General features: G+C 50.0%; 24 protein-coding genes, 2 pseudogenes and 1 riboswitch. Of the genes and pseudogenes, 3 read left to right on the top strand and 23 right to left on the bottom strand.

Annotated features, from left to right (window positions below):
- Positions 1 to 339: 339 nt before the first annotated feature.
- From V3C63_RS05505 to V3C63_RS11785, 13 genes and pseudogenes are all read right to left on the bottom strand, one after another.
- The gene (locus V3C63_RS05505) at positions 340 to 996 is read right to left on the bottom strand and encodes a 4'-phosphopantetheinyl transferase family protein (protein WP_329886810.1); all 657 of its coding nucleotides are present in this window, start codon (positions 994 to 996) and stop codon (positions 340 to 342) included.
- A complete protein-coding gene (locus V3C63_RS05510; RefSeq protein WP_329886811.1) occupies positions 993 to 1,163 on the bottom strand; it encodes a hypothetical protein in 171 nt (56 codons plus the stop codon). The genes V3C63_RS05505 and V3C63_RS05510 overlap by 4 nt, the downstream gene beginning before the upstream one ends.
- On the bottom strand, positions 1,163 to 1,717 hold the full coding sequence (locus V3C63_RS05515; protein ID WP_425355356.1) for a thioesterase II family protein: 555 nt from the start codon (positions 1,715 to 1,717) through the stop codon (positions 1,163 to 1,165). Before V3C63_RS05515 ends, V3C63_RS05510 begins: the two co-directional genes overlap by 1 nt.
- Positions 1,718 to 1,984, bottom strand: coding sequence for an acyl carrier protein (locus V3C63_RS05520; protein ID WP_329886813.1), 267 nt, complete (start codon positions 1,982 to 1,984; stop codon positions 1,718 to 1,720).
- 14 nt (positions 1,985 to 1,998) lie between these two features.
- Complete coding sequence (locus V3C63_RS05525; RefSeq protein ID WP_329886814.1) at positions 1,999 to 2,205, bottom strand: hypothetical protein; 207 nt, start codon at positions 2,203 to 2,205, stop codon at positions 1,999 to 2,001.
- Between the two features lie 24 nt (positions 2,206 to 2,229).
- Entirely contained in the window at positions 2,230 to 2,850 is a 621-nt protein-coding gene (locus tag V3C63_RS05530) for a condensation domain-containing protein (protein ID WP_329886878.1), read from the bottom strand.
- Complete coding sequence (locus V3C63_RS05535) at positions 2,781 to 3,140, bottom strand: hypothetical protein (protein WP_329886815.1); 360 nt, start codon at positions 3,138 to 3,140, stop codon at positions 2,781 to 2,783. The genes V3C63_RS05530 and V3C63_RS05535 overlap by 70 nt, the downstream gene beginning before the upstream one ends.
- Positions 3,141 to 3,273: 133 nt before the next feature.
- A complete protein-coding gene (locus V3C63_RS05540) occupies positions 3,274 to 4,074 on the bottom strand; it encodes a thioesterase II family protein (protein WP_329886816.1) in 801 nt (266 codons plus the stop codon).
- A complete protein-coding gene (locus tag V3C63_RS05545) occupies positions 4,071 to 4,391 on the bottom strand; it encodes a condensation domain-containing protein (RefSeq protein ID WP_329886817.1) in 321 nt (106 codons plus the stop codon). Before V3C63_RS05545 ends, V3C63_RS05540 begins: the two co-directional genes overlap by 4 nt.
- A 27-nt stretch (positions 4,392 to 4,418) precedes the next feature.
- The gene (locus V3C63_RS05550; protein ID WP_329886818.1) at positions 4,419 to 4,661 is read right to left on the bottom strand and encodes a hypothetical protein; all 243 of its coding nucleotides are present in this window, start codon (positions 4,659 to 4,661) and stop codon (positions 4,419 to 4,421) included.
- Positions 4,662 to 4,670: 9 nt separating this feature from the next.
- Positions 4,671 to 5,147, bottom strand: a complete 477-nt coding sequence (locus tag V3C63_RS05555; protein WP_329886819.1) for a condensation domain-containing protein — start codon at positions 5,145 to 5,147, stop codon at positions 4,671 to 4,673.
- A 5-nt stretch (positions 5,148 to 5,152) separates the two neighbouring features.
- Entirely contained in the window at positions 5,153 to 5,335 is a 183-nt protein-coding gene (locus tag V3C63_RS05560) for a hypothetical protein (protein WP_329886820.1), read from the bottom strand.
- 24 nt (positions 5,336 to 5,359) lie between these two features.
- Positions 5,360 to 5,428: pseudogene (locus V3C63_RS11785) on the bottom strand (TubC N-terminal docking domain-related protein); the annotation flags it as partial.
- A gap of 587 nt (positions 5,429 to 6,015) precedes the next feature.
- Here V3C63_RS11785 and V3C63_RS05565 point away from each other — a divergent pair.
- Positions 6,016 to 6,372, top strand: coding sequence for an IS110 family transposase (locus V3C63_RS05565; protein ID WP_425355355.1), 357 nt, complete (start codon positions 6,016 to 6,018; stop codon positions 6,370 to 6,372).
- Between the two features lie 821 nt (positions 6,373 to 7,193).
- Here the strand turns inward: V3C63_RS05565 and V3C63_RS05570 are convergent.
- The 4 genes from V3C63_RS05570 to V3C63_RS05585 form a co-directional block, all read right to left on the bottom strand.
- Complete coding sequence (locus V3C63_RS05570; RefSeq protein ID WP_329886821.1) at positions 7,194 to 7,754, bottom strand: ABC transporter ATP-binding protein; 561 nt, start codon at positions 7,752 to 7,754, stop codon at positions 7,194 to 7,196.
- Between the two features lie 331 nt (positions 7,755 to 8,085).
- Positions 8,086 to 9,399: a phosphomethylpyrimidine synthase ThiC gene (thiC, locus tag V3C63_RS05575; RefSeq protein WP_329886822.1), complete on the bottom strand. Its 1,314-nt coding sequence runs from the start codon at positions 9,397 to 9,399 to the stop codon at positions 8,086 to 8,088.
- 208 nt (positions 9,400 to 9,607) lie between these two features.
- Positions 9,608 to 9,710: riboswitch (TPP riboswitch) on the bottom strand.
- A 43-nt stretch (positions 9,711 to 9,753) separates the two neighbouring features.
- The gene (locus V3C63_RS05580) at positions 9,754 to 12,042 is read right to left on the bottom strand and encodes an ABC transporter permease (RefSeq protein ID WP_329886823.1); all 2,289 of its coding nucleotides are present in this window, start codon (positions 12,040 to 12,042) and stop codon (positions 9,754 to 9,756) included.
- Positions 12,043 to 12,046: 4 nt separating this feature from the next.
- On the bottom strand, positions 12,047 to 12,754 hold the full coding sequence (locus V3C63_RS05585; RefSeq protein WP_329886824.1) for an ABC transporter ATP-binding protein: 708 nt from the start codon (positions 12,752 to 12,754) through the stop codon (positions 12,047 to 12,049).
- Between the two features lie 166 nt (positions 12,755 to 12,920).
- On the opposite strand from V3C63_RS05585, the pseudogene V3C63_RS11790 reads away from it, so the two are divergent.
- Positions 12,921 to 13,181, top strand: a pseudogene (locus V3C63_RS11790) (hypothetical protein); the annotation flags it as partial.
- Positions 13,182 to 13,246: 65 nt separating this feature from the next.
- Here V3C63_RS11790 and V3C63_RS05590 read toward each other — a convergent pair.
- The 5 genes from V3C63_RS05590 to V3C63_RS05610 all read right to left on the bottom strand — a co-directional run bounded on the left by V3C63_RS05590 (position 13,247) and on the right by V3C63_RS05610 (position 19,706).
- On the bottom strand, positions 13,247 to 14,272 hold the full coding sequence (locus tag V3C63_RS05590; RefSeq protein ID WP_329886825.1) for an NUDIX domain-containing protein: 1,026 nt from the start codon (positions 14,270 to 14,272) through the stop codon (positions 13,247 to 13,249).
- A gap of 10 nt (positions 14,273 to 14,282) precedes the next feature.
- Positions 14,283 to 15,386, bottom strand: coding sequence for a tRNA 2-thiouridine(34) synthase MnmA (gene mnmA, locus V3C63_RS05595; RefSeq protein WP_329886826.1), 1,104 nt, complete (start codon positions 15,384 to 15,386; stop codon positions 14,283 to 14,285).
- Between the two features lie 57 nt (positions 15,387 to 15,443).
- Positions 15,444 to 16,046: a DUF308 domain-containing protein gene (locus V3C63_RS05600; RefSeq protein WP_329886827.1), complete on the bottom strand. Its 603-nt coding sequence runs from the start codon at positions 16,044 to 16,046 to the stop codon at positions 15,444 to 15,446.
- Positions 16,047 to 16,135: 89 nt separating this feature from the next.
- Entirely contained in the window at positions 16,136 to 18,781 is a 2,646-nt protein-coding gene (locus tag V3C63_RS05605) for a YfhO family protein (protein ID WP_329886828.1), read from the bottom strand.
- Complete coding sequence (locus V3C63_RS05610) at positions 18,771 to 19,706, bottom strand: glycosyltransferase family 2 protein (RefSeq protein WP_329886829.1); 936 nt, start codon at positions 19,704 to 19,706, stop codon at positions 18,771 to 18,773. The genes V3C63_RS05605 and V3C63_RS05610 overlap by 11 nt, the downstream gene beginning before the upstream one ends.
- Positions 19,707 to 19,895: 189 nt before the next feature.
- On the opposite strand from V3C63_RS05610, the gene pepD reads away from it, so the two are divergent.
- Entirely contained in the window at positions 19,896 to 21,356 is a 1,461-nt protein-coding gene (pepD, locus tag V3C63_RS05615) for a beta-Ala-His dipeptidase (protein ID WP_329886830.1), read from the top strand.
- A gap of 66 nt (positions 21,357 to 21,422) precedes the next feature.
- Here the strand turns inward: pepD and V3C63_RS05620 are convergent, their stop codons facing one another.
- The gene (locus tag V3C63_RS05620; protein ID WP_329886831.1) at positions 21,423 to 22,259 is read right to left on the bottom strand and encodes a hypothetical protein; all 837 of its coding nucleotides are present in this window, start codon (positions 22,257 to 22,259) and stop codon (positions 21,423 to 21,425) included.
- Positions 22,260 to 22,297: the final 38 nt, after the last annotated feature.

Consider the following 22,297-nt stretch of genomic DNA (forward strand, 5'->3'; position numbering starts at 1 on the left):
GTATCTTGCCAATGACTCGTTTTTCTCCCGGTAAAACATGTGCCTATGTTTGGGGCAATATTTGCACTTCCATAACATTATCCACTGGCAGGGGCAAAAAGCACGGTGTCAGACGAGAAGCATTTATGCAATAAACGAGAAAAACTCTTTGAAGTTAACATAACCATAAAAGGAGCTGATGCAAAGAACCGGCTCCTTTCAAATCCATACGATAAGGCGGAGAATATCTCTTTTTTTCGGTGCTGCTTTTGCTGCGGGCATCCCGAACGATGAATTTCATTTTTATTTTCAGTCCTCTGAGAGCATCCTTTCTGCCCTTTGGCACCTCTTGGTTTTGGATCAGAACGAATTGATAAGTTCTGCAATGCTTATTGCTTTCGTGACAACTTCTTTATATGCACAAGTACTGATGCAGACATTTTTATGCCATTGTGTTGTGACATAAGGCTCAGCGCCTTCAGCATCAAATGCCGTCGTATCTATCAGGAACAGATCGTCTCTGATGCCTGTTCCGAGCATTTTCAGATAGGCTTCTTTTTTTGTCCAGGCCTCGGTGAAAAACGCGCCGGGGCCAGGATGAATGCGGTATAATGCTTGCTCGTTTTTAGATAAGACGTGATCAGCCAGGTCCTCAAAATGCAAGACTTTCATTTCCGCATCCACACCAATACTCCCGAATGTGGTCACGCCGCAACAGACCGCATCATAACAATGCGAGATGCTAAAATCGATTCGGGGATCTTCAAGCATGGGTTTTCCATACTTATTGAAAACCGGGCTCTCGGGAAGCGTTGCCGAAAAATATTTTTTCAGAACATACCCCACCAGGAAATACGCCGTGACGCAGTTTATCCGATCGGCACGCCGACGACACCTTTCTGCTTTTTCTGCGCGGTATTTCGGTATCTTCGAGCCCATGAACGCCAGGTCGTCGTCTGTGATATCCTGTGCGTCAAAAACTGAAAAGAGCATCGCTTTTTCGCCAAATGATGTCATGTGTTCTTTAAGATAAACGCCGAGATCGCGCGGTTGATTTCTTCGATATGATCGTTGATGAAATAATGTTTGCCGCTGAATTCCGCAAATTCGATGCGGCCGCCAATATATTCCCGCCATTTTTTCAAGCATTCTGCGGAGACCATTTTATCTTCCGTTCCGTTCATCACCAGCGCAGGGATCTCCATTTTTTTATTGCCGTCATAAATATAATTCCTGAAGATTTCCAAATCGGCTCTGTATATGGGAAAAAACACTTCTTGAAATCTTCATCCTTTACCAGTTCCGCATCTACAAGATCAAAAAGCAGCAGGCCGTTCAGGATATCCTCATCGGTTATCTGTGAAAAATCAGAGGAGAGCATCCGTCTGCCCAGTGCCGATGCCGGGATTTCACAGCCGCTGACGATAAAAAACGATGCAGGATTCCCGCCGTCTTTCAGTGCGTATGCCGTCTCGAATCCAATGAGCGCGCCCGAACAATGTCCCCATACTCCCCACGGTTTTGCGGAGAGCATCTTCCTGTTTTCGTTTATAAACATACGGACAAACTCGTCAACGGTCTCGGGCATCGGCTCGCCCATTCTCTTTTCGCGGAAAGGATAAATGACAGGCAAAACATTGATCTCGTTGGAAAAAACATTTTTCCATGAGGAAAAAATGTGGGGCTGCCCCCTGCGAAAACAAAGCAGAAAAGATTGCTCTTTGCATTTTCGTTGTATTTATCGTGCGAGAACCACTTGCCCACGCCTCGTTTTATCACCTTGACGCCTCCTGTTTTTTACTGCTGCGGCAACGATATCCGCAAATCTATCGCTGATATAAAAATCAGCGATGCTGATGGTAAAGCCAAGCTCTTCTTCAAGATCTTGACAAATATATTTTGCGGTTATGGAATTTCCGCCGAAGTCAAAAACCGAATCATCCGCTTTCGGCACTAGATCAAGTTCAAGTTCCTCCATCCAGAGCTGTGACATCAGTTCTTCCATTTTCACTTTTCCTTTTATCTTACTTTTTTTGTCAGCTGCCCATAGGTCATATCCTCGCCGAGCAGAACTTCCATCCCAAGTGCAAAATACGCCTTAAATCTGCGGATCATCCGCTCATCGAATACTTCTTCACCATAGCCCACTTTGTAGATGATTTCATCCTTCCCTTCAAAAATCAGCATATTGAAAATATTCCACACTTTGGCTTCAGGGGTGCCCATATAGCTTTCAATGGGGGCTTCGCCCTATTTCATTCCCTCGCTGCCCTTGCCGATAAATTTTCGTAGGAGAAAATGAACGGCGTTTTTTGGGGCAATGACTCTGGAATGATCAAAATTTTCGTTGAGTTTTGAAAAAGAATCCACAAACGCCCGATGAAGCCCGGTATCTTCCGTGAACTTGACGCGGTGAAAAAGGCTTATGGCAAAAGTCCCCACCGTTCGGCGGTATTTTCTCGAACGGTTCTGTTCCGCGACATTGATAGCGATGTCATGATGATTCAGGGCTGCAGAATACGCCAGATGACAAAGGAAAAGGTTAACCGAAGCCGTACTGACGGAAAACTTTGAAGCGATTTCGCGAACAGACGCTGTCTCTATCTTCTGGAGGATCTTTGCGGCGTATTTCTTGCGCTCGCCTGTTGGGAAAACCACCTCGTCTTCATAACCTTCGCATTCCTTTTCCCAGTATCTTCTCTGGGCTTGAAGCGCTCCGCTTTCGGCGAGCGCGAGAGACTCCTCAATATAATCAATATATGTGTGTTTCCCTTTCTTGTTGTCGATACCGTTGTAATTGGCTATGATCTTTTTAACGATGATGCTGTTGGACGTTCCGTCGCTGATGATGTGGTTGAGACGAAAAGGTATTCCTGTACCGCCGTTCGGAACAGGGTAAAATTGAACATAAAGCTGCCGTCAGAATGCGTGCGGTTGTCGATCATAGTGAACATCTGCTTCGCCGGTTCTTTCTGCGGGTCTTCGGCGGATGCTATATCGCGAAGATCAAGGATATAGTTATACCCGCCGCCAAGATGCTGATAAACGTCACCGCTTTCGTCTGTTTCAAAGACCGGGCGAAGGGCAGGATCGTTATCAATGGTCTTTTGAACGGCCGCTTCCAGCCCTGCAGTATCTATCTCTCCATGTATCTTGAACATGGCCAGGCAATTCGCGCAGGAGTCCTTTTCTCATCATACCGCGGAGAAGCTGCTGTTCGGTTATGAGTTTATATCTTTTTGTTTCTGACATTTTAATCTCTTCCTTTATCATATTCTTTATATTGTTCCCGTTTCACATACCATTTCGGCCGGCATGCGGGGGATCGGTTTTTTTTAGATCTTTGCAGCAGCGGAGCATATCCTCCACCACTTGATCGGCTACATTGTTTTTTTGATCAAAAAGATAAAAATGATCACCATCAAACTGTCTTATTCTGAATTTCTTTGAAGTCACCTCCTCCCAACGTTGCATGACCTCAACATCTGCATCCCTGTCCTTACTGCCCGAATACGCATAGATCGGTATATCCAACATCTGATTCTCATACACAAAGCTTTCGCTGAGCGCGTAATCACTGAATATGGTCGGCATGATAAAATCCAGAAATTCCTGATTCTCCAGAAGTTCGGACGGCGTATGGCCAAGCCCCTTTATTTCCTCAATCAGAGGGACTATGCCCATGCTTGTTCTGTACGGCGAAGGGTCTTCGTCCTGGGGTGCGTGTCTGCCCGATATCTGAAGACAGCAGGGATGCAGATTATATTTTTTTCTCAGGATGCAGGCCACACCAAAGGCGACAATTGCCCCGAGACTATGGCCGAAAAGTGAAAACTCCACAAATTTTTCACCTTGTCCGATCTCGTGAGAGATACACGCTGCGGTCTCCCGACAGATCGACTTAATATCGCTTGAAAGTTGTTCTTTCAGTCTGATGCCGCGTCCGGGAAGTTCGACGGGAACGGCATCCACCATTTTGGAATTGATCCAGTGATCAAACATCCTGGCATTTCCACCGGCATGATGGAAGCAAAAAATGACGGGACGGTCGCCCTTTATCCTGTCAAGGAATATCGACTTTTCTCTGCTTATCATAATTTCTCCCAATCGTCCGTCACCGTGAGGGTTCTGACCCGCTCAGTGTAATCACTGGACATCTGCTCCAGCATCTTCTCGTCAAAAGCCTGTTTGACATAATCCATACCGAGAACAAGCTTCCCGCCGCTGTAATAAAGTTGGTGATCAAGAAGCACCTGCGGCGTTCTTGTCTGCGCAAAGATCTCGGTAAATCCTGCCCTTGACAGCATCTCGTGACCCATATCATTATCAATATCGATAAGACTGGTAAAAACATAGGGCACTGCAATCTCATCATCGTATTTCTTGGCAAGTATGCCCAGCATATTGATCACGTTGCAGTTCCGTTATTCAATGGCATTTCACAGCTGACGGCCGATCTTTTTAGCATGGGCCAGAAAAGAGCATTTCTTGTGTTTATAACCGATCAGGGCAATATTTGTGAAATCACTCAGCGCCTGCCGCACATCGGGATGCCCAGGCTGCCGGTTAAACATCGTCAAATCAAGGGTGATATCCTGGTTTTCGCTCCATTGAGAGAGACTGGCTGTGCAAAGCACCGGAGAAGGTGTAAGGTCATACCTTCTGATCTTCTTCCAAAGCATTGCACTAAGTTAATCCTCCAAAGTATCAGTCATTCTGGAAAACTCAGGCTTTCTGATCTGTGTCAGCGGCGTCTTCATTGGCAGATGCGGTGCGGGAGGCAATTTGTTGATCTGCTCCTCCCAGTACTTTCTCGCAAGGCTATAGTACTGCCTTTCTTTCAGCCACTTCTGCTCATCCGCCAAATACTGACGGAAGCTATAATCGGTGGTCAATATCTCTTTGCCCACATAAGCGGAAAACAGCTGCGACAGAAATGACCTGATGCTCCAACCGTCCAGAATCAGACAATCGATATCCATATGAACAATTCCCCTGTCCGCATCAAGCATTTTGACTTTGATATCAAACATCGGCCATTGCCCCAGTTCAAACGTATGGGATACCATTTCTTCTCTGAGGTCCCTGCTGCCGTCATCGGGAACAATCTCTATGTGATATCCCGGATTTTCAGCCAGAGCCTTTGCTGTCCCATTGGCATGGATCACCGTCCTCAGTATTCGTTTTTTCTGATGACTTCATTCAATGCCCTTTCCAAAGCCCTGACATCAAGATTCTCAACCTGATATTCGACATAGTAATTGGCGATTATATCACCAAGGGCGTAACGGTTTTGCCGGCCCACCACATAAGCCGTTTGCAAGGCTGTGAGTTCATTGACCACAATACCATCCATGCTGTCGAGATCCTTTATGAGTTTCTCCCTTGATTCGGACAACCGCTTTTTCAACTCAGGAGTAAGAGCCCCCTTAGGCGCTTTGAATTTGAGTTTGCCGTCTTCCGCCTAGATTGTAATATCCAACGAACGATATTGATTCACAAGTTTCTTCACAGAAGTGATCCCATTGCGGTCTTGAAAGCTTTATATTCTCACGGGAGAATCTGACATTTTCAGTTACAGCGCTTTTGTTTACAGGCAGCTCCGGGGCTTTCGGAAGGGTGTCTATCCGCTCAAGCCAGTATTCTCTGTCACGAAAGAATCCACTCCCACTGCAGAGCTTTTTATATGCGATCAGATAATCCCTGAATGTGATGCCCGGCTGTTTCAACTCCTTCTCAGGATGAAAATGAGTCTGTTCAAATTCATAGAGCAGATTCCAGATACTAGTCCAGCCAGTTGGGATATGATCCTCTCATTGCTAAAGCTGTTAGAATGTAGTGGCATTGGTTCGGACGGATTCCTTCTTGGACTTTACGTCCGTCGGAAAGCCTGTCTACTATCCACTTATTCGCAGCTGTTCGGTTTACGCAGGTTGAACCGCATCCCGTGTGTTCGCTTGATACCCCCCAGGAGATTGAATAAGCGGTGAGGAATGTTTGGCCCACTGCATTATTTATCTTCGGAGGTGTTTTTCTATGTTGAACGCTGTTGGCATTGATGTTTCAAAAGGCAAGAGCACGGTTGCAGTCCTACGACCCGCAGGTGAAATCGTGCATAAGCTTTTTCATGTCCGTCACTCTGTCAGAGAACTTTCTGAACTTGTCTCTTATGTCAGAAGCCTGGATGGTGAAACACGGGTCGTCATGGAGACAACCGGCCATTATAAGGTCAAGTCTGATCCGGCCGATGCCAAGAAAATCGCTCAGTATGCGCTTGGCAAGTGGCCGTTTCCGCGTCAGCATTCAGCGATGGATAATACACGAGCGCAAATGAGCTGTTCAGCAGTCCCATACGCTCTGACGGCTGTGAGAAATGGATCGATTACGTCCTGAAAAAGAAATCCGAAGGGAAGCTCTTATCTGGTTTATATGACAGCCGGAGCCAACAAGTTTCTGCGAATCTATTACGGCAAAGTCAAAGAATGTATCGCTGCTCAAAGCTCTGCTGAATCAATCTCTTTTATAGCCCTCTCTTTTCTTTGACCGGCATTAACATGGTAGTCTTATTTTTATCCCTTCATTTCTGCCTCCTGATTTTTTAAAATAATGCTTGACTTTTTATTAGTAGGCTTTATTTTATAATTTGATAAACCGCCATAAGGACAGAGAGAATTATGATAAGAGCATAATCCCGAACTGTCATTTTGCAGTCTATATTATGAATGTTTTCTGCATTCCGGCGATATTCCCCTTGTTTCCGCGGAAGCCGATAAAAACTCTGCTATTCTGATAACTCTGAACATCATCGGAACCACTAACATCTCCACGTAAGCTGGAATCCTTTTTATGTTGTTTTTTCGCTTCCGTTAGAACCGATCACTCCGGTGACGCTGCCTGTACGCATTTGTATGAGACATCGGATAATATAGTGTTATCGGAATCGCATCCAAAGGACAATCTTCTGATTTCGAAAGCATCTTCGGCCGTATGGTTTTTATTCTGTTGTGATCTTTGGGGAACGATGCCATCGAGGTCCGTGCTTCTCAGTCCAAGTTCGTCAAGTTCTTTTTCTGAGAGTCTGCTGAATTCCGCCGCACTATACTTGCGACGTATTTCTCCGTTTTTCATATACCGGTATTCGTCCGCCAGATCTTTCAGAAAATAGAGTCTGTGCTCACTGATCACAAGGATCTTTCCCGTTCCCTTGATGTCTATCAGCAGTCGGGAAAGCTGCTTAATTGCCCCGTGTCAAGATTCGCCGCCGGTTCGTCAAGCAAAATCGTATCCGTATCCATAACCATCGCCGAGAAGATGGCAATCAGCTGTCTTTCGCCGCTCGAAAGCGTGAAAACAGAACGATCGCGCAGTTTTTGAAGCCCGAATCTTCTGAAAACTTCATCCGTCTTTCGAACAATCTCAGCATGGGACAGACCGGTGTTTTCCAATCCGAAAGCTACCCCCGTTGTGCTGTTCACCGTAAAGAACTGACTTCTTGGATCCTGAAATACCGAAGATACCTTTTTGCTCACCTCACCGATGGAACACGTTGAAATATCTTCCCCGCCAACCCAGACAATGCCTGTAAACTTGCCTTCATAAAATTCCGGAATAAGGTGATTGATGCATCTGAGTAAGGTCGATTTCCTGCAGCCGCTCTCGCCATGGAAGCATATGCATCTGCCTTTTTCTATATTTCCGTCAACGCCGTTCAACGTGTTTTTTTCGTCATCTGAATATTTAAAACCTATGTTGAACTTCACTGAATTTTCATCCATATATCGCCTCTCCTTAAATGTTAGATATATCTAATTTATATTTAAAAAAAGAAGGGCAATTATTTCCCTATATATTTTTTAACATTTGAATCGCAAAATGTCAATGTCAAACACAGACCTGAAATGTCCAAAGACCGTATTTCTCATAGCAATCCTTCTAAAATGACCTTTTGGCAAACAATCATTTCGGAAGATTCCTCCTGCCCACCTATATTTTTCTGCTCCCTATTTTCTTTAAGATCGCTGGAACCACGCATTTAACGCATAGTTTTCTTCATACAAAAAACACCGGCATAAAAAATGTCGGTGTTTTTGCGGATCGGTCACGGCATTACAGAATATCGATGATCTCCCCAGAAAGGGCTTTGTTCATGCTGCGCACAGCGCAAAACTTACCGCACATGCTGCAGGCCTCGCTGTGATCGTCCTCCGGCGCGCGGCTGTCGCGAATAGCCCGAGCCGTTTCGGGATCGATGGCTTCGGCAAACTGCGCCTCCCAATCGAGGGCCCGTCTGGCATCGCCCATGCGATCGTCCTGATCTCTGGCGCCGGGCACGCCCTTGGCAATGTCCGCCGCGTGGGCCGCGATGCGGCTGGCGATAATCCCTTGGCGCACATCCCCGCGGTTGGGCAGCGCCAGATGCTCCGCCGGCGTCACATAGCACAGGAAAGCCGCGCCGTTCATGGCGGCGGCTGCCCCGCCGATGGCCGCCGTGATGTGATCGTATCCCGGGGCGATGTCCGTCACCAGAGGCCCAAGCACATAAAAAGGCGCCCCCTGACAAATCGTCTGCTGAATTTGCATATTGGCCGCCACCTGGTCGAGCGGCACGTGGCCCGGCCCTTCCACCATCACCTGCACATCCTTGGCCCAGGCGCGGCGCGTCAGCTCGCCCAAGCGCACCAGCTCGTCAATCTGGCAGATATCGGAAGCGTCCGCCAGACACCCCGGCCGGCACGCATCCCCGAGACTCACCGTCACATCGTGTTCCCGACAAATATCCAAAATTTCGTCGTAATATTCGTAAAAGGGATTTTCTTCGCCGGTCATGCTCATCCAGGCAAACACCAGGCTGCCGCCCCGGCTGACGATGTTCATCTTGCGGGCATTGCCCTTGATCTGCGCGATGGTATTGCGGGTGATGCCGCAGTGCAGCGTCACAAAATCCACGCCGTCCTCCGCGTGTAGACGCACCACGTCGATAAAATCCCGAGCCGTGAGCGTGCCGAGATCGCGCTGATAATGAATCACCGCGTCATAAACCGGCACGGTGCCGATCATCGCCGGGCATTCCGTGCAGAGCTTGCGTCGGAAGGGCTGGGTATTCCCATGGCTCGACAGATCCATAATGGCGTGGGCCCCGAGATTCACCGCATCCAGCACCTTGTCCATCTCCGCGTCGTAATCCGCCACGTCGCGGCTGACGCCCAGATTCACGTTGATCTTGGTGGTAAGCATGCTGCCGATACCGTTGGGATCAAGACCCCGGTGCCCCGGATTGGCCGGGATCACCACCTTGCCAGTTGCCATCAGCGCCGCGAGTTCCGCCACGGACCGCCCTTCCTTTCGAGCCACCGCCTGCATCTCCGGCGTCGCGATACCGCGGCGCGCCGCTTCCATCTGGGTGTGATAGGTTCTTGTCATCATTGCCTCCTGCTTCTCGTGCTTAACCGTTAACGATTGAAGGCCCCGGAAGCAGCAGCCGGGAGCGATTCCCCCGCGGATTGCGTTTCCGGCGCCTGGCCGGGATCCGGCCTGCCGCGCGCTCTGCGCACGGTTTTCTTCGCGGCCAAAGGTGGTGCCCCCGGTTGACCGCGCACAGCAAAAAGGATACACCTGAACAGGCATATCCTCAAAGTTTCGCGATGGTCCCTCCGTTGGCATTATCCAAATCAGGTGTATGGGTCGAAGCGAATGCTTCCTCTCAGCCGTTGCCAGCTCCCCTTTTTCTGTATTTAACGATTTTATTGTAACCCTTTTAATCCCGAATATCAAGCCTTACTCCATATTTTTAAGCGCTGTATCCATCGGAATTTTGCGGATACGCCTGAAATCGAGCACGGTCACGGCGGCATAGCCCGCAAAAACAGCGATGAACATTTTAATCTGCGCGCTCGGCGGCATATAAAAGCTGAACCAGCCATCCATCGTGTTAATATAGGCCACCCAGATCAGCCGGATCAAAAGGCCGGCAACCAACAGACCGATCAGCTCTGCCAGCACGATGACCCAAGTCGTCGCAATTAGATACAAAGAGGCGATTTCCCGATCCTTATAGCCTAAGATCTTAACCATGGAGATGGCATTGGTGTTGCGCTCAATAATAAGCTTGGTCAGCAGATAAATGAGCAGCGCCGCAGCCACGACGCAGGCGTATTGGAAATAGCGCATATAATTGCCCATGGAGTGATTGAGTTGTCGGCTGATTTTCGTCACATCGCCGCGGTCGATGGTCGTCGCGATGAGGCGGCTGTCGATGTCTTTAACCTTTCGATTGGAAAAGTAGCCGTTAAAATGGTTCGTGTCGTAACCAAAAACGGTGTTAAAGCGCCGGTTCGGCATAAAGACCGCCATGGTGTTCGCACCTTTTGCAAAGCCCGCGACTTCAAAATGGTAGCGCTTGTGCTCATATTTTGCAGAAAGCGTCACGCGATCGCCCTTGCGATAGCCGAACTTTTTCCGGAAACCTTCGGACAGATAGACCTCATGGCTCTTCAGGCGGCCGATCGCAGATACATAATGCGAATGGGAGGCGATGCCGTACACCGTGATCGTTTCCCCCTTGTGCACGCCGGATACCGTCTCCAATTCCGTCATCGAGAAGGGTTCCGCCCCTTTGGTCGCCGTCGGCACCGTTGCTTTTAAAATCGTCTGATAATCGGCGATCATCGTCTCGGTGGCCTCCTGCTGATAATGCCTCAGCGTCGAGGGAAAGCCCGTCGCAAAATACAGGAGCAGCATCACAAAGGTGATACCCAAAACGAGCACCAGATAGCCCGGCAGGTTCTGCAAAATGATGCGCAGCCGAAAGCGGCGGATAAACCGAATGCGCGGCAGCCGTATGGCGCGTTTTTTCTGTTTTCGGGTCAGATCGCCGCGAAGAAAAGCCAGCGGGGAAAAGCTGAGCTTCTGTGCCAGCACCGCCACGTTGATGAGCATCATCAGAATAATGGGCACCACCGTCGTCATCACGAAAGCGTCGCTGCTGATGAGCGGCACGAAGGTCGGCAGGCTGTAGCTGTTGTAATACATGCCCTCAACCACGTTTTTAAATAGCGTATACCCCAGCACATTGCCGACCGCCGCCGCCACCAGAGTGACGATCAACGGCATGGTCAGGTAATGGCGCAATAGCTCTCCTCGGCTATAGCCCGAGGCGCGCAGGGTGCCGATCGTCGCCGATTCCTTGGTTACCGTATTGCTGATGGTCACCGCGAAGATAAACGCCAGCACCACCACCAGAATATCGAGCATGATACCGGCCATCGTTCGGTCGCCGCCCATGTCGTCGATAGTGAAATTGATCGCCTGGTTTAAATACCGGGGCACAAAATCCGTCAGACGGTTCCCCGAAAGCGCTGCCTCCTTGGCGATGGTATTCATCAGTTTGTCGGCGCGCACTTTTTCCTTGTTGTCGTTTTTCGGCGCGCCGCGGTAAATCCAGGCATAATTATAGTGTGTGCTCTGGGGCAGGGCGTCAAAGGTTTCTGCCGTGACCACGGCCACGTCAAAATTGATGGCGTCGAACATCGGGTTCGTGTTGTTTTCAAAGAGCGCAGAATAATCGCTGTGGGCCACAAGACCGGTGACCTTCATCTTTCTGCCGCCGATTCGGATGTGATCCCCCACGGCAATGCCGTTGTTATTCGCGTGCATCCGGTCGATGGCAATTTCGTCGGTTTTTTTAGGCAGACGGCCGGCCATCACATCGGCCTTATTCACCCGATGCCGGACCGCATAAACGCGCACGCGACCCTTGCGGCGTCCATTTTTCTCGCTGAGCATTTTATAAAAATCGGGATAAAGCCTAATCCTCTGGTTGCGCAAGGTTGAAAGCAAACCGTCGTCCGCCGCGTGATCGAGCGCGAAGTGTCCGCTCTCGATGCGATAACGCGAAAAGCTTTCTTTCGATGTCTTGAGCATGCCTCCATTGGCCACATACACCCCCGAGACGAAACCGATGGTGATCACCAGAAAGGCAAAAATCACAAAATATTTGCCAAAATCCGTTTTCAGCTCTCGGAGCAGCCGTTTGCGCAGGGGATCTGAAATGGTGCGTTTTCTCATGGCTCTACCAACTCAGATCGGCAGCGGCCACACGGCTGGCGTTGCGCGTATCTTTTCGAATCCGTCCGTCGAGCAGCGTCACCACGTGATCCGCCATGTGCCGGATGGCTTCGTTGTGGGTCACCATGATGACCGTGCTGCCAAAGCGCTGATTCACGTTCTCAATTAAACCCAAAATTTCCTTGGAGGTTTTATAATCAAGGGCGCCCGTAGGCTCGTCGCAAAGCAAAATATCCGGATTTTTAACCACAGCCCGGCCGATGGCCGTGCGCTGCTGTTGTCCGCCGGAGATCTGGCTCGGTAGCTTATGCCGATGCTCGGTGAGACCGAGGGTCTCAAGCAATGTCTCGAGGGGCAATGGATTATCGGCAAGATAGGCGCCTACCTCAATGTTTTCCTCCACATTTAAATTGGGGATCAAATTGTACATTTGAAACACATAGCCCAGATGCCTGCGCCGATACTGCGTCAACGCCTTTTCGTTCATCGCAGCGGTGCGCTCGCCGTCGATGCCCACAAAACCACTGTCCGCCGTGTCGATGCCGCCGATCACGTTGAGCAGCGTCGATTTTCCGGAACCCGACGGCCCGAGCAGCACGCAAAATTCGCCCCGCGCCACCGAAAAATTTAAATCGTGGAGCACTTCGGCCCGCATATCGCCTTCCCCGAAGCTTTTATTCAAATGCGCGATCTTCAAAAAATCCTTTTCCATTTTCTGCCTCCCATCCTGTTAGCTTTATCTTACTTCATTATACCGCAAAAAAATGATTTCACAAATCAAATTATCGTTCCAAAATAAATGAATAACAGATTACCCTATTCATTTAAGCCCTCCCAATCTGTTCACCAGTGCAGCCTGATGTGAACCCAATGCACAAAATATTTTATTTACCTTATCGCCGGCCCTCATGATCAGCGGAAGCGTGGGCACTCTGCGTTCCCGCATTTCCTGGTGCCCATTACCTGCGGCAGGCATCGTTTTATCGGAGTGCCTGACCGCTTCTTTCGCCGCAACAGACTACGGCGGTTACGGAATTCTTGTTCCCCTTGTCTTTTATCTATTTCACAATCTGTCGCCCAGCCGGCACCCTGACAGGAAGCGCTATTTTCATCCCGTCGTTTATTCAACCGCACATTAAATGATGTAGTGACTTTTATTCGCAAAAAAATAAATCCGATCAACGGATTTACTTTTTTAGCACCACTATTCAAAAGCATCGACACCAAGATAGGCCCGAACCATTTCGAGTTCGTCCTCATGAATGCAGTTAGGAAGACTTCCGTCGCGCATGCCGGCCAGACAGGCGTCCATCCCCATCCAGCGCACCGCGGCGACCTCCTCCGGCTGCAGCATTAAATCATCGACGGTTACCGGGTTGGTGTAGACAAAGACATGGCTGAGCTCGTTATCCCAAAAGGGATGCCCGTGAAAGCGCGACCTAAATCCCCCGCGATGCTGCCCCAAATAGTGCAGATCTTCCGGACCCACGCTCAGGCCCAATTCTTCGCGCATTTCCCGCACGGCCGCATCCATCACCTCACCGCCGGCCGCAATGTGCCCCGCCGACGAAATATCGTAGCAACCGGGATTTGAATCCTTGCTCTGCGCGCGCCTTTGAAGCAGCACCTCCGGCCCGGCAGCCCCCCGGCGGACAATCCACATGTGCACCGTGCCGTGCAGACTGCCGTCCCGATGGGCCACCCCCCGCTCGCGCACCACGCCGGTCTTGCGGCCGTTCTCATCCAGCACGTCAAAAAGTTCCATCGGCTGGCCGTTAAGCGCCGCATAGACCAGCCGGTCATGCCCGTTATACATTAGCTTCAGCGAAAAGAAGCCGGCGGTTTCCATCATCAGGCGAAAAAAGATTCGGTCGCCCTCCCAGAGGTTGAGCCCCCACACGGCATCGCGGTCCACCCAGGCCAGCTCCCCTTCATCACAGGGATGCGGCTCGCCGCTAAAGCCGTCGGCCGTAAATAAATGCATATACTCCGTAACGCCGTCCCCAGAAACAAAGGTCACGATGCCGCGAAACCGCCAGGCCGTCAGCGTGTAGCCGGTTTCCTCCCAAACCTCGCGCAGCAGGCACTCTTCTGGGCTTTCATCCGCCTCAAAATGCCCGCCGACGCCGATCCATTTGCCGTGGTTCACATCGTTTGCCTTCACCGTCCGGTGCAGCATCAGCACCTGATCGCCCTGCAAAAGATAACAGAGCGTGCTCATTCGCATCATGGCCGCCCTCCTATCGCTGCAAACGGCCGTCGACCATGGTCACTTCGTCGATGGTCGCTCCGCCCAGGCAGATCTCGCCGTCGTAAAGCACCACTTCCTGACCCGGCGTCACCGCGCGCTGGGGCTTCTCAAAATCCACAGCGATCGTCGTATCCGATGTCGGTGTGACGCGCACCGCCTGATCCGGCTGGCGGTACCGAAATTTAGCCGCGCTGTCAAAAGGAGCGGCCGGCGCCCGGCCAGCGATCCAATTCATCGCCGAAGCACGCAAGCTGGTGGAATACAACGCCGGATGCTCTGCCCCCTGCACCACATAAAGCACGTTCTCCGAAAGATCCTTGCGTACCACAAACCAGGGCTCGCCGGTCCCCTGCCCGCCGATGCCCAGCCCCCGGCGCTGCCCCAGGGTATAATACATCAAGCCGTTATGTCGTCCCTTCACGCTGCCGGAAAAATCTTTGATCGGGCCAGGCTTGGCCGGCAGATACTGGCTCAAAAACTGCCGGAAATTACGTTCGCCGATAAAGCAGATCCCAGTGGAGTCTTTTTTCCCGGCGGTAACCAAATGATGCACTTGTGCCAGACGGCGCACTTCGCTTTTGGGCAAATCCCCAATGGGAAAAAGCGTCTTTTCGAGCTGCGCCTGCCCCAACTGACAAAGAAAATAGGTTTGATCCTTACCCGTATCCACCCCTTTAAGCATCCGATAGGCCCCGCTCGCCGGATCCCGGTCGATGCGGGCATAGTGCCCGGTCGCCAGTTTGTCAGCCCCGGCGACCTTCATCGCGTAGTCCATGAACGCCTTGAACTTGATCTCCTTGTTGCACAGCACGTCCGGATTGGGAGTGCGCCCCCGTTTATATTCCGCCAGAAAATAGGCAAATACCCGGTCCTGATATTCCTTTTCGAAATTGACTGTGTAATAGGGGATGCCCAGCGCCTCCGACACCCGCTTCACATCTTCATAATCTTCCGTCGCCGTGCACACGCCGTTTTCGTCGGTTTCATCCCAATTTTTCATAAAAATGCCGATCACGTCGTGACCGGCTCGTTTTAACTGCAACGCCGCGACGGAGGAATCCACCCCGCCGGACATGCCCACCACAATGCGCATGGTTTATCCTTTCCGCTCTTCCGCGATTTTTAAATTTTCCAGATTCTTTTGTTGCCGTTATTCGACCGTATAATCCGTATAACCATCCGCGTCTTTTTGCCACGCTTCAATCTCTTTATGCAATCTTTGCGAACGGCCGATCATCCAAATGCCGACGACAATGCAGATGACCGCCAAAATCGTCACAAAAAACTGGATGAATCCCTTCGGATTAAAAATAGCCGCCAAGCCAAATCCGATGAGCACCGCCGCTGTCATCACGCGCAGCGTTCCCCAAAAGGGGCCCAGCACGGCACCGGTGAGCAACATGCCGATGCCCATCGCTATGGTCCAGAATCCGACCAGTGCCAGAAAGAAACCGACGATGAATCCCGGCATCACCGCCAGTATCAAACCGATCACCAAATTAAAAACTCCCCGCCCGGTCGACCATTCTCCGCCCGGTCGTCTGGCGGCAATCAACGCGATCACCCCGACGATCAGCCGCTCGATCCCGATCAGCCGGATCACCACCGACAAAATATGGAAACCCGGCAGCAATAAAATAGCCGCTCCCAGCGCCACCATCATAATGCCCTCGGTTAAAAGGGACTGCCATTGCCCAAACCAATTTTTTATAAAACGCGGCGCACCGCTGCCGGAAGGCCCTTGTCCGTTCATTGTTTTCTCCCTTTGTTTTGATATGTGCCCTCATTATAGAAAAAAGCGGCGACAATGGCAAATTTTTCGCTTTCCTAATTTTTTTGTTTTCAGCCGGCGCTAAACCGGTCTTTCCTTTTTAAGACCTCATGGCACACCAGCGCGCTTAAAGTCAGCAGGCTGATAACTCCGCCGGCCTTAAACATCGGAACGTGGTAGTGCATTTCGATCTTATTTTTCCCAGATTGTAACGGAATTGAAATGAAACAATCGGCAAAAGTATCCGCTGTTATTTTCTTACCGTTTCTTGTGATCCGCCAGCCGGCCTTATCCTCTGGAACGGACAAAAATAACGCTTCGCCTGCTTTGCCGTCTATTTCGCAAAAAATACTCTTGTTTTTCACCTGAATCTTTTGGGCTGCTCGGCGATTGATTGCAGCTGAAGCCTTTCGGAATCGGGATAAATCAAGCACGAAAAGCTGCTCATCTTTAAAAATAAAGTTTCGGGGCATTGTGACTGTGATTTTTGCCGTGGTTTCGCCTGCCTTTGTCGGAACGAAAACCACTGAAGGCGAAAGCCAGCAGGCATAGGCGATCTTTTTGCGGCCGTTTAAATCCATTTTCACCCCGTCATTTTCTTTTTTCCATGGGAAATAAACATAAAGCGAGCCATCTTTAGGAACCTCAATCTGATAAGTCTTTTTAAGGCCTTCTTTAGTCTTTTTAGTCTCTGCATGATAAACCGCCGGCGTATAATATTCAGTTTCGATCCCACTTGCTGAACTGATGATTTTATTTTGATAACTAAAAGGATTCGCAGCGGCCTGCTGCTTTATCCTCTGGACAGGTCGATATGAAAACGCGAAGGGAAAAACATAGGGATTTTGATACACCGCTTTATGATTGTATCTGCCGACACCCTTAACCTGTTTAAATCCTTTAATCGGATAGGACGACAAGAGATATTTGGTTCCTGTCAGCGCATCGATTGGCATGACGGGATCATTCACTGCATTCATCGCCTTTGCCCATTCTTTATATCCGGCCCGATCATAAAAGTCAACGACATTCCCGTCATTGGTTGAAGAATACCCTGCATTCGAGGCATAGGCATTAACGAATGCTTCGTTATAATTGGCTGTCGTTCCGGCTCCACTTCCCCTCATGCGCCGCGTACTCGTTTCGCCGATCCGATAAAACGATCCGTGATCATAAGCTTTGAGCGCCCGAATCTGTCTGCTGCTGGATTGCACATATTGATGATAATTCCTCACCGTATCCACGTGATATGTTTTCATTAAAATCTTGGTGTTGTATGCCAGCTCTCCGCAGGCCAGCACACACAGCAGCACAATCACCACCATTCGCCTTAATCTCTTCCGAGGTTTTTCTTCTAAAATAAATATTTTTGCAATCCCTACAGAAATCATTGCAAAAACAGCACCCGTGTAAATGGTCAGTTTCAGTTCCGCGGTGGGATGAATGTACTGCAAAAAAATTAAAAGCGCGGCAAAAGAAATGCCCGCCTTTAAGATCTTGGTCTCAAAGTGCTCTTCAGTCGGGCTCTGCGTGAAAAAGAGCGCCGCCATAAAAATAATTGAAAAAACGCTCACGTAAAGGTATCGGAACCAATAATTATTGGGATATTTTAACAGCGAAAACACCATAAAAAGCGGGTTCCAATAATAAAACATTAAATTGACGATTAGAAAGCATCCCGCAAAAAATTTTTGTTTTCGATTAAAATATTCGGAGGCGAAAAAAAGCATGCATCCCAGCAGCGCCACACTGCCACAAAAAAGAACGGCATTGTTTGGTGTCCCCAGCGTTCCGTATACAAAGCTCTGGATCGTTGCAAACGGATTGCCGCTGAAAATATTCTTAGTTAACAGCTTCCAATCGAAGGCGCCGCCCTTGCCGTTCCTTAAATTTGCAACCGTCGGCAAAAATAAAACAGCGCTTAGCCCCATACCAAACAGCATCGCAACGCCATAGCTGATAACATCCCGAAGGATGGTTTTAATAGGATGGGCGTCTTCCTCTCCGAAAAAATTAAGTTTTTTAATCCCGATTTCAAAAAACAGCCAAAACACCGAAAACAGACAATTAATGGCGCCGGTGTACCAATTAAAGACAATGGACAGCCCAACCGTCACAGCCAACATCAACCCGTCTTTCCTATTTTGAACCAATTTGTAGACGCCTAACAGCATCAGCGGCAACATATAAACACCATCGAGCCACATGATATTGCTGCCCTGCGCAATATTATAATGCATAAAGGCATATCCCAGGGAAAGCAAAATCACTAAATAACTTTTCAGTCTGTGATAAAACCGCTTTTGAAGATAAAACGCCATGGTCACCCCACAAGCCGCCAGTTTCAGTGCAACCAATACGTCAAAAAAAGTATGAAAAGCTTCTTTTGGGAAAAAAATAATCAACAAATTGAAAGGAGATGCCAAATAATAACTGTAAAGCCCAATGCCTGTGCTGCCCAAGCTTTTGCTGAAAGAGTACGTCAAGCTATTTTGGCCGCTTAGCACATCTTTAAAATATGCAAAAAAATCTAAATATTGAATATCGGCATCACCGCACGCTAAAGAATTGCTGCCAAAGGGCGCATAGCCATATTTAAACAGTAATGCCATCATCATGACCAAGACAATGCCAAAAACGCTCACGCAAATCCAAAAGGTCAGATGCTTGGTCGAAAATGCTTTAACCCCAAACGATATATTTTTTTTATTTTTCATTTTTTTGATCCCCGCAGGTCTTGAAAATAATGTACCGCGGTCTTCCTTGAACTTCTTCATATATTTTTGCCGGGTAATGGCCAATAATGCCAAGACTGATCATGACGACACTTCCCATAAAAAGATTGAGCAAGATAACGGCGGTAAACCCGCCGAGGGTAGTGCCGGCTACCTTTTGATGCAATGCGACAGCACCAAAGACGCATGCGACGGCCAGCATCATCCCTCCTAAAATCGTTACGATTTGCAGGGGTCTTGCCGTGAAGGACGTTATATTTGAAACGGCATAGCGAATGAGCGCTTTCGTCGACCATTTAGACGCGCCACTTTTCCGCTCCTGAACCGCGTATGCCACCGTGGCCGTTTTAAATCCGATCCAGGCGGATAGGGCCCTGAAAAAAGCCTGTTTTTCGCTTATATTAAGCAATGCCCGAATCGCCTGCCGATCTAAAAGCTTATAGTCCGACGCTTTTGCCATATCAATATTTGTCGCCTTGCTCATCATTTTGTAAAATTGACTCACCGCAAATGTATGCACAGCGCTTTCTTCCCCGCGGTCTATCTTGATGCCCTCGACGATTTCATATCCTTGTTCCCACAGTCGGTACATGTCCACCATTTTTTCCGGCGGATGCTGGAGGTCACAATCCAAAACAACGGCACAATCTCCTCGAGCATGCGCCAAACCGGCATTGATCGCAGCTTCCTTTCCAAAATTTCTGGAAAAATGAATCCCGCGAATAAACATCTCTGTTTGAGCCATCTGTTCAATATATTTCCAAGTGTGATCACTGGAGCCATCATCGATAAAAATGATTTCGTGATTTATTTTTGCATTTATTAAAATTTGATGGATGCTTTTTGTTGCTTTCTTGATATTGCCTTCCTCATTGTAGGCCGGTAATACGACAGATAATAATGCCATTGAACCCCCTTTTCTTTTCCCTTATATAAATATTTTAGATAGATCTATCTTATTTTATATAAAGCAGAAAGTCAAATTGCTGCCAATGGATCCCATGGTTCTCCGGCAACGCAACCTGTTAACCAAATCTCAAGCTTTACTGTGCTATAATCACCCATTATCCAATGAAAGCCAAGAGGAGTTCCACTCATGAAAAATATTTTAAAAGATTTCGAACCGAAAAATTTGTTTGATGCCTTTGAACAAATCACCCGCATCCCTCATCCGTCTTACAACACCGCGGCCCTGGCCGATTACATTTTAGATTACGCCGCGGCTCACGGCGTCGACACGCACCAAGACGGCGCGGGCAACGTCATCGCGACACTGCCGGCCAGTGAAGGCCACGAAACTGCGAAGCCCGTAATCCTCCAGGCTCATCTCGATATGGTGGCCGACAAGGTGCCGGATTCGCCTCACGATTTTGCAAAGGACCCGATCCAGCTCGTCGTCAAAGGGGATTATCTCTACGCCGACGGCACGACCCTGGGCGCCGACGACGGCGCCGGCATCGCCATGTGTCTGGCCATCATGGCCGAGCCCGAGCTCGTGCATCCCAAGCTTTACATGATTTTCACCGTCGAGGAGGAAGTCGGCATGGACGGCGCCTATGCCCTGAACATGACGCCCTTTGCCGACGCGGTCAGCATGATCAACCTCGACTCGGAGAATGAAGGCGAAGCCACTGTCGGCTGTGCCGGCGGCGCCAAAATCCAATGCGTGTTTCCCCTGCGCCGCGTGAAAGCCAAGGGGCTCGCCGCCACCATTACCCTTTCCGGCCTTGCCGGCGGCCATTCCGGCGACGCCATCGATCAGTTCGGCCTCAACGCCAACGTCGCCATGGGGCAGATCCTTGCGACCATCGGCAAAACGATCGACTTCAGTATCATCGATTTAAACGGCGGCATCAAGGAGAACGCCATCCCGACCGCCTGCACCGCCAAACTGATGATCGGCCCCTACGAACGCCTCGAACTCGACCAGTATATCAACGCCCTGCAGCAGACCTTCCGGGAAATCGCCGGCGCCCGGGACCGCAATCTGGCTCTGGCCGTCACCTACGGCGAAAACAAACAGCAGGAGGCCGAAGTGCTCGGGCCGGATTCGGAAGCGCTTCTGCTCTACGCGCTGACCACGGCCCCCAACGGCGTTCAAGCCATGGGTCGCGCCGTTCCCGGCGCGGTAGATACCTCCCTCAACCTGGGGATCGCCGCCACAGAGGGCAAACGCTTCACGATGACCTTCAGCGTCCGCTCGGCCCATAATGCGGCCCGGGATCTGCTTTGCGACAAACTCATCAACTTTGCCGATTATCTCGGCGGCCGCTCCACGATGACCGGGCAGTACCCGGCCTGGCCCAGCCGTGCCGATTCCCCCTTATTTGGTACGATGAACGCCATCTGGCAGGCCCGCACCGGCTCCCCCCTCAAACGCGCCACCATCCACGGCGGGCTGGAATGCAGCCTCTTTGCCGATAAGCTGCCGAATCTCGACATCGTTTCCATCGGACCGGACAATATGGATATTCACACGCCGAACGAACACATGTCCATCCCTTCCTTTAAACGCACCTACGCTTTTCTTTGTGAAACCATCAGCGCCCTTGCCTGACTGGCGCCACAAAAAAGCCCCTCGCGGTAGATAACCGCGAAGGGCTTTTTTTAATTAATGACATGCCTAAGACGTCACATTGCTGAACATCTCCGTGATGCTGTGCCACAGGGTATCGATCACCGTTTCATCGTCGTCCGAATCCGTGCTCGACGTCTGCGAAGGCGTTTTCTGCACGACCGTTTCCGTCTGGTGCCGATGCCGCCACCAGGTGCTGATGCTTCTGCGGTTGACGCCAGTATTCACACCCAAAAATCCCAGCCAGATAAATAAGAAATAGGCCGCGAAAAACGCCGTGAGCAAAACGCGCCTGACTTTTTTAAAGTGCGGCACATGCCAGAGCAAATAAATCCCGAACGGCGGCAGCACCACCAGCATCAGCCAGGCGAACCAAGGCCGCGCCTTAAGCCGCTCCCACTTTTCCTGCGGAGTCTGGGGGGGATCCTCATAGGCCGACACCGCCTCTGCGAAATCGTCATCGCCGTATTGCCCTGCATCGGCTGGAGACACCTGCGGATCCGATACCGCATCGTCAAAATCCGCAACCTGATCGGCCTCGGGATCGGTATAGGGAGCAAAGGTGCCGTCCGCCCCGAAGGGGGCCGCCTGCGGCGCCGCATTCAACCCTTCGTCAAAGCCCGCTTGGGGGTGCAGCATCACATCGGTCACACAGGCTTTGAACCATTGCAGCACCTCTCCCGATGTCGACTCAAGCCGCAAAAAAATCCGACCGGTCTTCTTCACCGATAAATCGATACAAATCTCGTCGGCGCCATAATGTGCGGTAATTTGCGAACCGTCGCGATGGACGCGGATTTTCGTAAAATCCCCCTTTTTCAGGGCGTAAATACTCCCGTCAAACCATTGGGTCATCTCGCCGGGAGCCGATAAATGTTCCTTCATTGGTTGACCTTCCCTTCCTGATTCATGAATCGCCTGTT

It is taken from the genome of Pseudoramibacter faecis (assembly GCF_036289405.1).
GTDB lineage: Bacteria > Bacillota > Clostridia > Eubacteriales > Eubacteriaceae > Pseudoramibacter > Pseudoramibacter faecis.

Bases quoted from the DNA above. Each gene is read 5' to 3' on its own strand.
- V3C63_RS05590 (WP_329886825.1), bottom strand. From the start codon at position 14,272: ATGATGCGAATGAGCACGCTCTGTTATCTTTTGCAGGGCGATCAGGTG.
- V3C63_RS05525 (WP_329886814.1), bottom strand. From the start codon at position 2,205: ATGGGCACCCCTGAAGCCAAAGTGTGGAATATTTTCAATATGCTGATT.
- V3C63_RS05510 (WP_329886811.1), bottom strand. From the start codon at position 1,163: ATGAACGGAACGGAAGATAAAATGGTCTCCGCAGAATGCTTGAAAAAA.
- V3C63_RS05605 (WP_329886828.1), bottom strand. From the start codon at position 18,781: ATGAAAAATAAAAAAAATATATCGTTTGGGGTTAAAGCATTTTCGACC.
- V3C63_RS05610 (WP_329886829.1), bottom strand. From the start codon at position 19,706: ATGGCATTATTATCTGTCGTATTACCGGCCTACAATGAGGAAGGCAAT.
- thiC (WP_329886822.1), bottom strand. From the start codon at position 9,399: ATGACAAGAACCTATCACACCCAGATGGAAGCGGCGCGCCGCGGTATC.
- V3C63_RS05560 (WP_329886820.1), bottom strand. From the start codon at position 5,335: ATGGATGGTATTGTGGTCAATGAACTCACAGCCTTGCAAACGGCTTAT.
- V3C63_RS05570 (WP_329886821.1), bottom strand. From the start codon at position 7,754: ATGGATGAAAATTCAGTGAAGTTCAACATAGGTTTTAAATATTCAGAT.
- V3C63_RS05620 (WP_329886831.1), bottom strand. From the start codon at position 22,259: ATGAAGGAACATTTATCGGCTCCCGGCGAGATGACCCAATGGTTTGAC.
- V3C63_RS05520 (WP_329886813.1), bottom strand. From the start codon at position 1,984: ATGGAAGAACTGATGTCACAGCTCTGGATGGAGGAACTTGAACTTGAT.
- V3C63_RS05535 (WP_329886815.1), bottom strand. From the start codon at position 3,140: ATGTTCAAGATACATGGAGAGATAGATACTGCAGGGCTGGAAGCGGCC.
- V3C63_RS05565 (WP_425355355.1), top strand. From the start codon at position 6,016: ATGTTGAACGCTGTTGGCATTGATGTTTCAAAAGGCAAGAGCACGGTT.
- V3C63_RS05550 (WP_329886818.1), bottom strand. From the start codon at position 4,661: ATGCTTTGGAAGAAGATCAGAAGGTATGACCTTACACCTTCTCCGGTG.
- V3C63_RS05580 (WP_329886823.1), bottom strand. From the start codon at position 12,042: ATGAGAAAACGCACCATTTCAGATCCCCTGCGCAAACGGCTGCTCCGA.
- V3C63_RS05540 (WP_329886816.1), bottom strand. From the start codon at position 4,074: ATGATAAGCAGAGAAAAGTCGATATTCCTTGACAGGATAAAGGGCGAC.
- V3C63_RS05600 (WP_329886827.1), bottom strand. From the start codon at position 16,046: ATGAACGGACAAGGGCCTTCCGGCAGCGGTGCGCCGCGTTTTATAAAA.
- V3C63_RS05585 (WP_329886824.1), bottom strand. From the start codon at position 12,754: ATGGAAAAGGATTTTTTGAAGATCGCGCATTTGAATAAAAGCTTCGGG.
- V3C63_RS05505 (WP_329886810.1), bottom strand. From the start codon at position 996: ATGACATCATTTGGCGAAAAAGCGATGCTCTTTTCAGTTTTTGACGCA.
- mnmA (WP_329886826.1), bottom strand. From the start codon at position 15,386: ATGCGCATTGTGGTGGGCATGTCCGGCGGGGTGGATTCCTCCGTCGCG.
- pepD (WP_329886830.1), top strand. From the start codon at position 19,896: ATGAAAAATATTTTAAAAGATTTCGAACCGAAAAATTTGTTTGATGCC.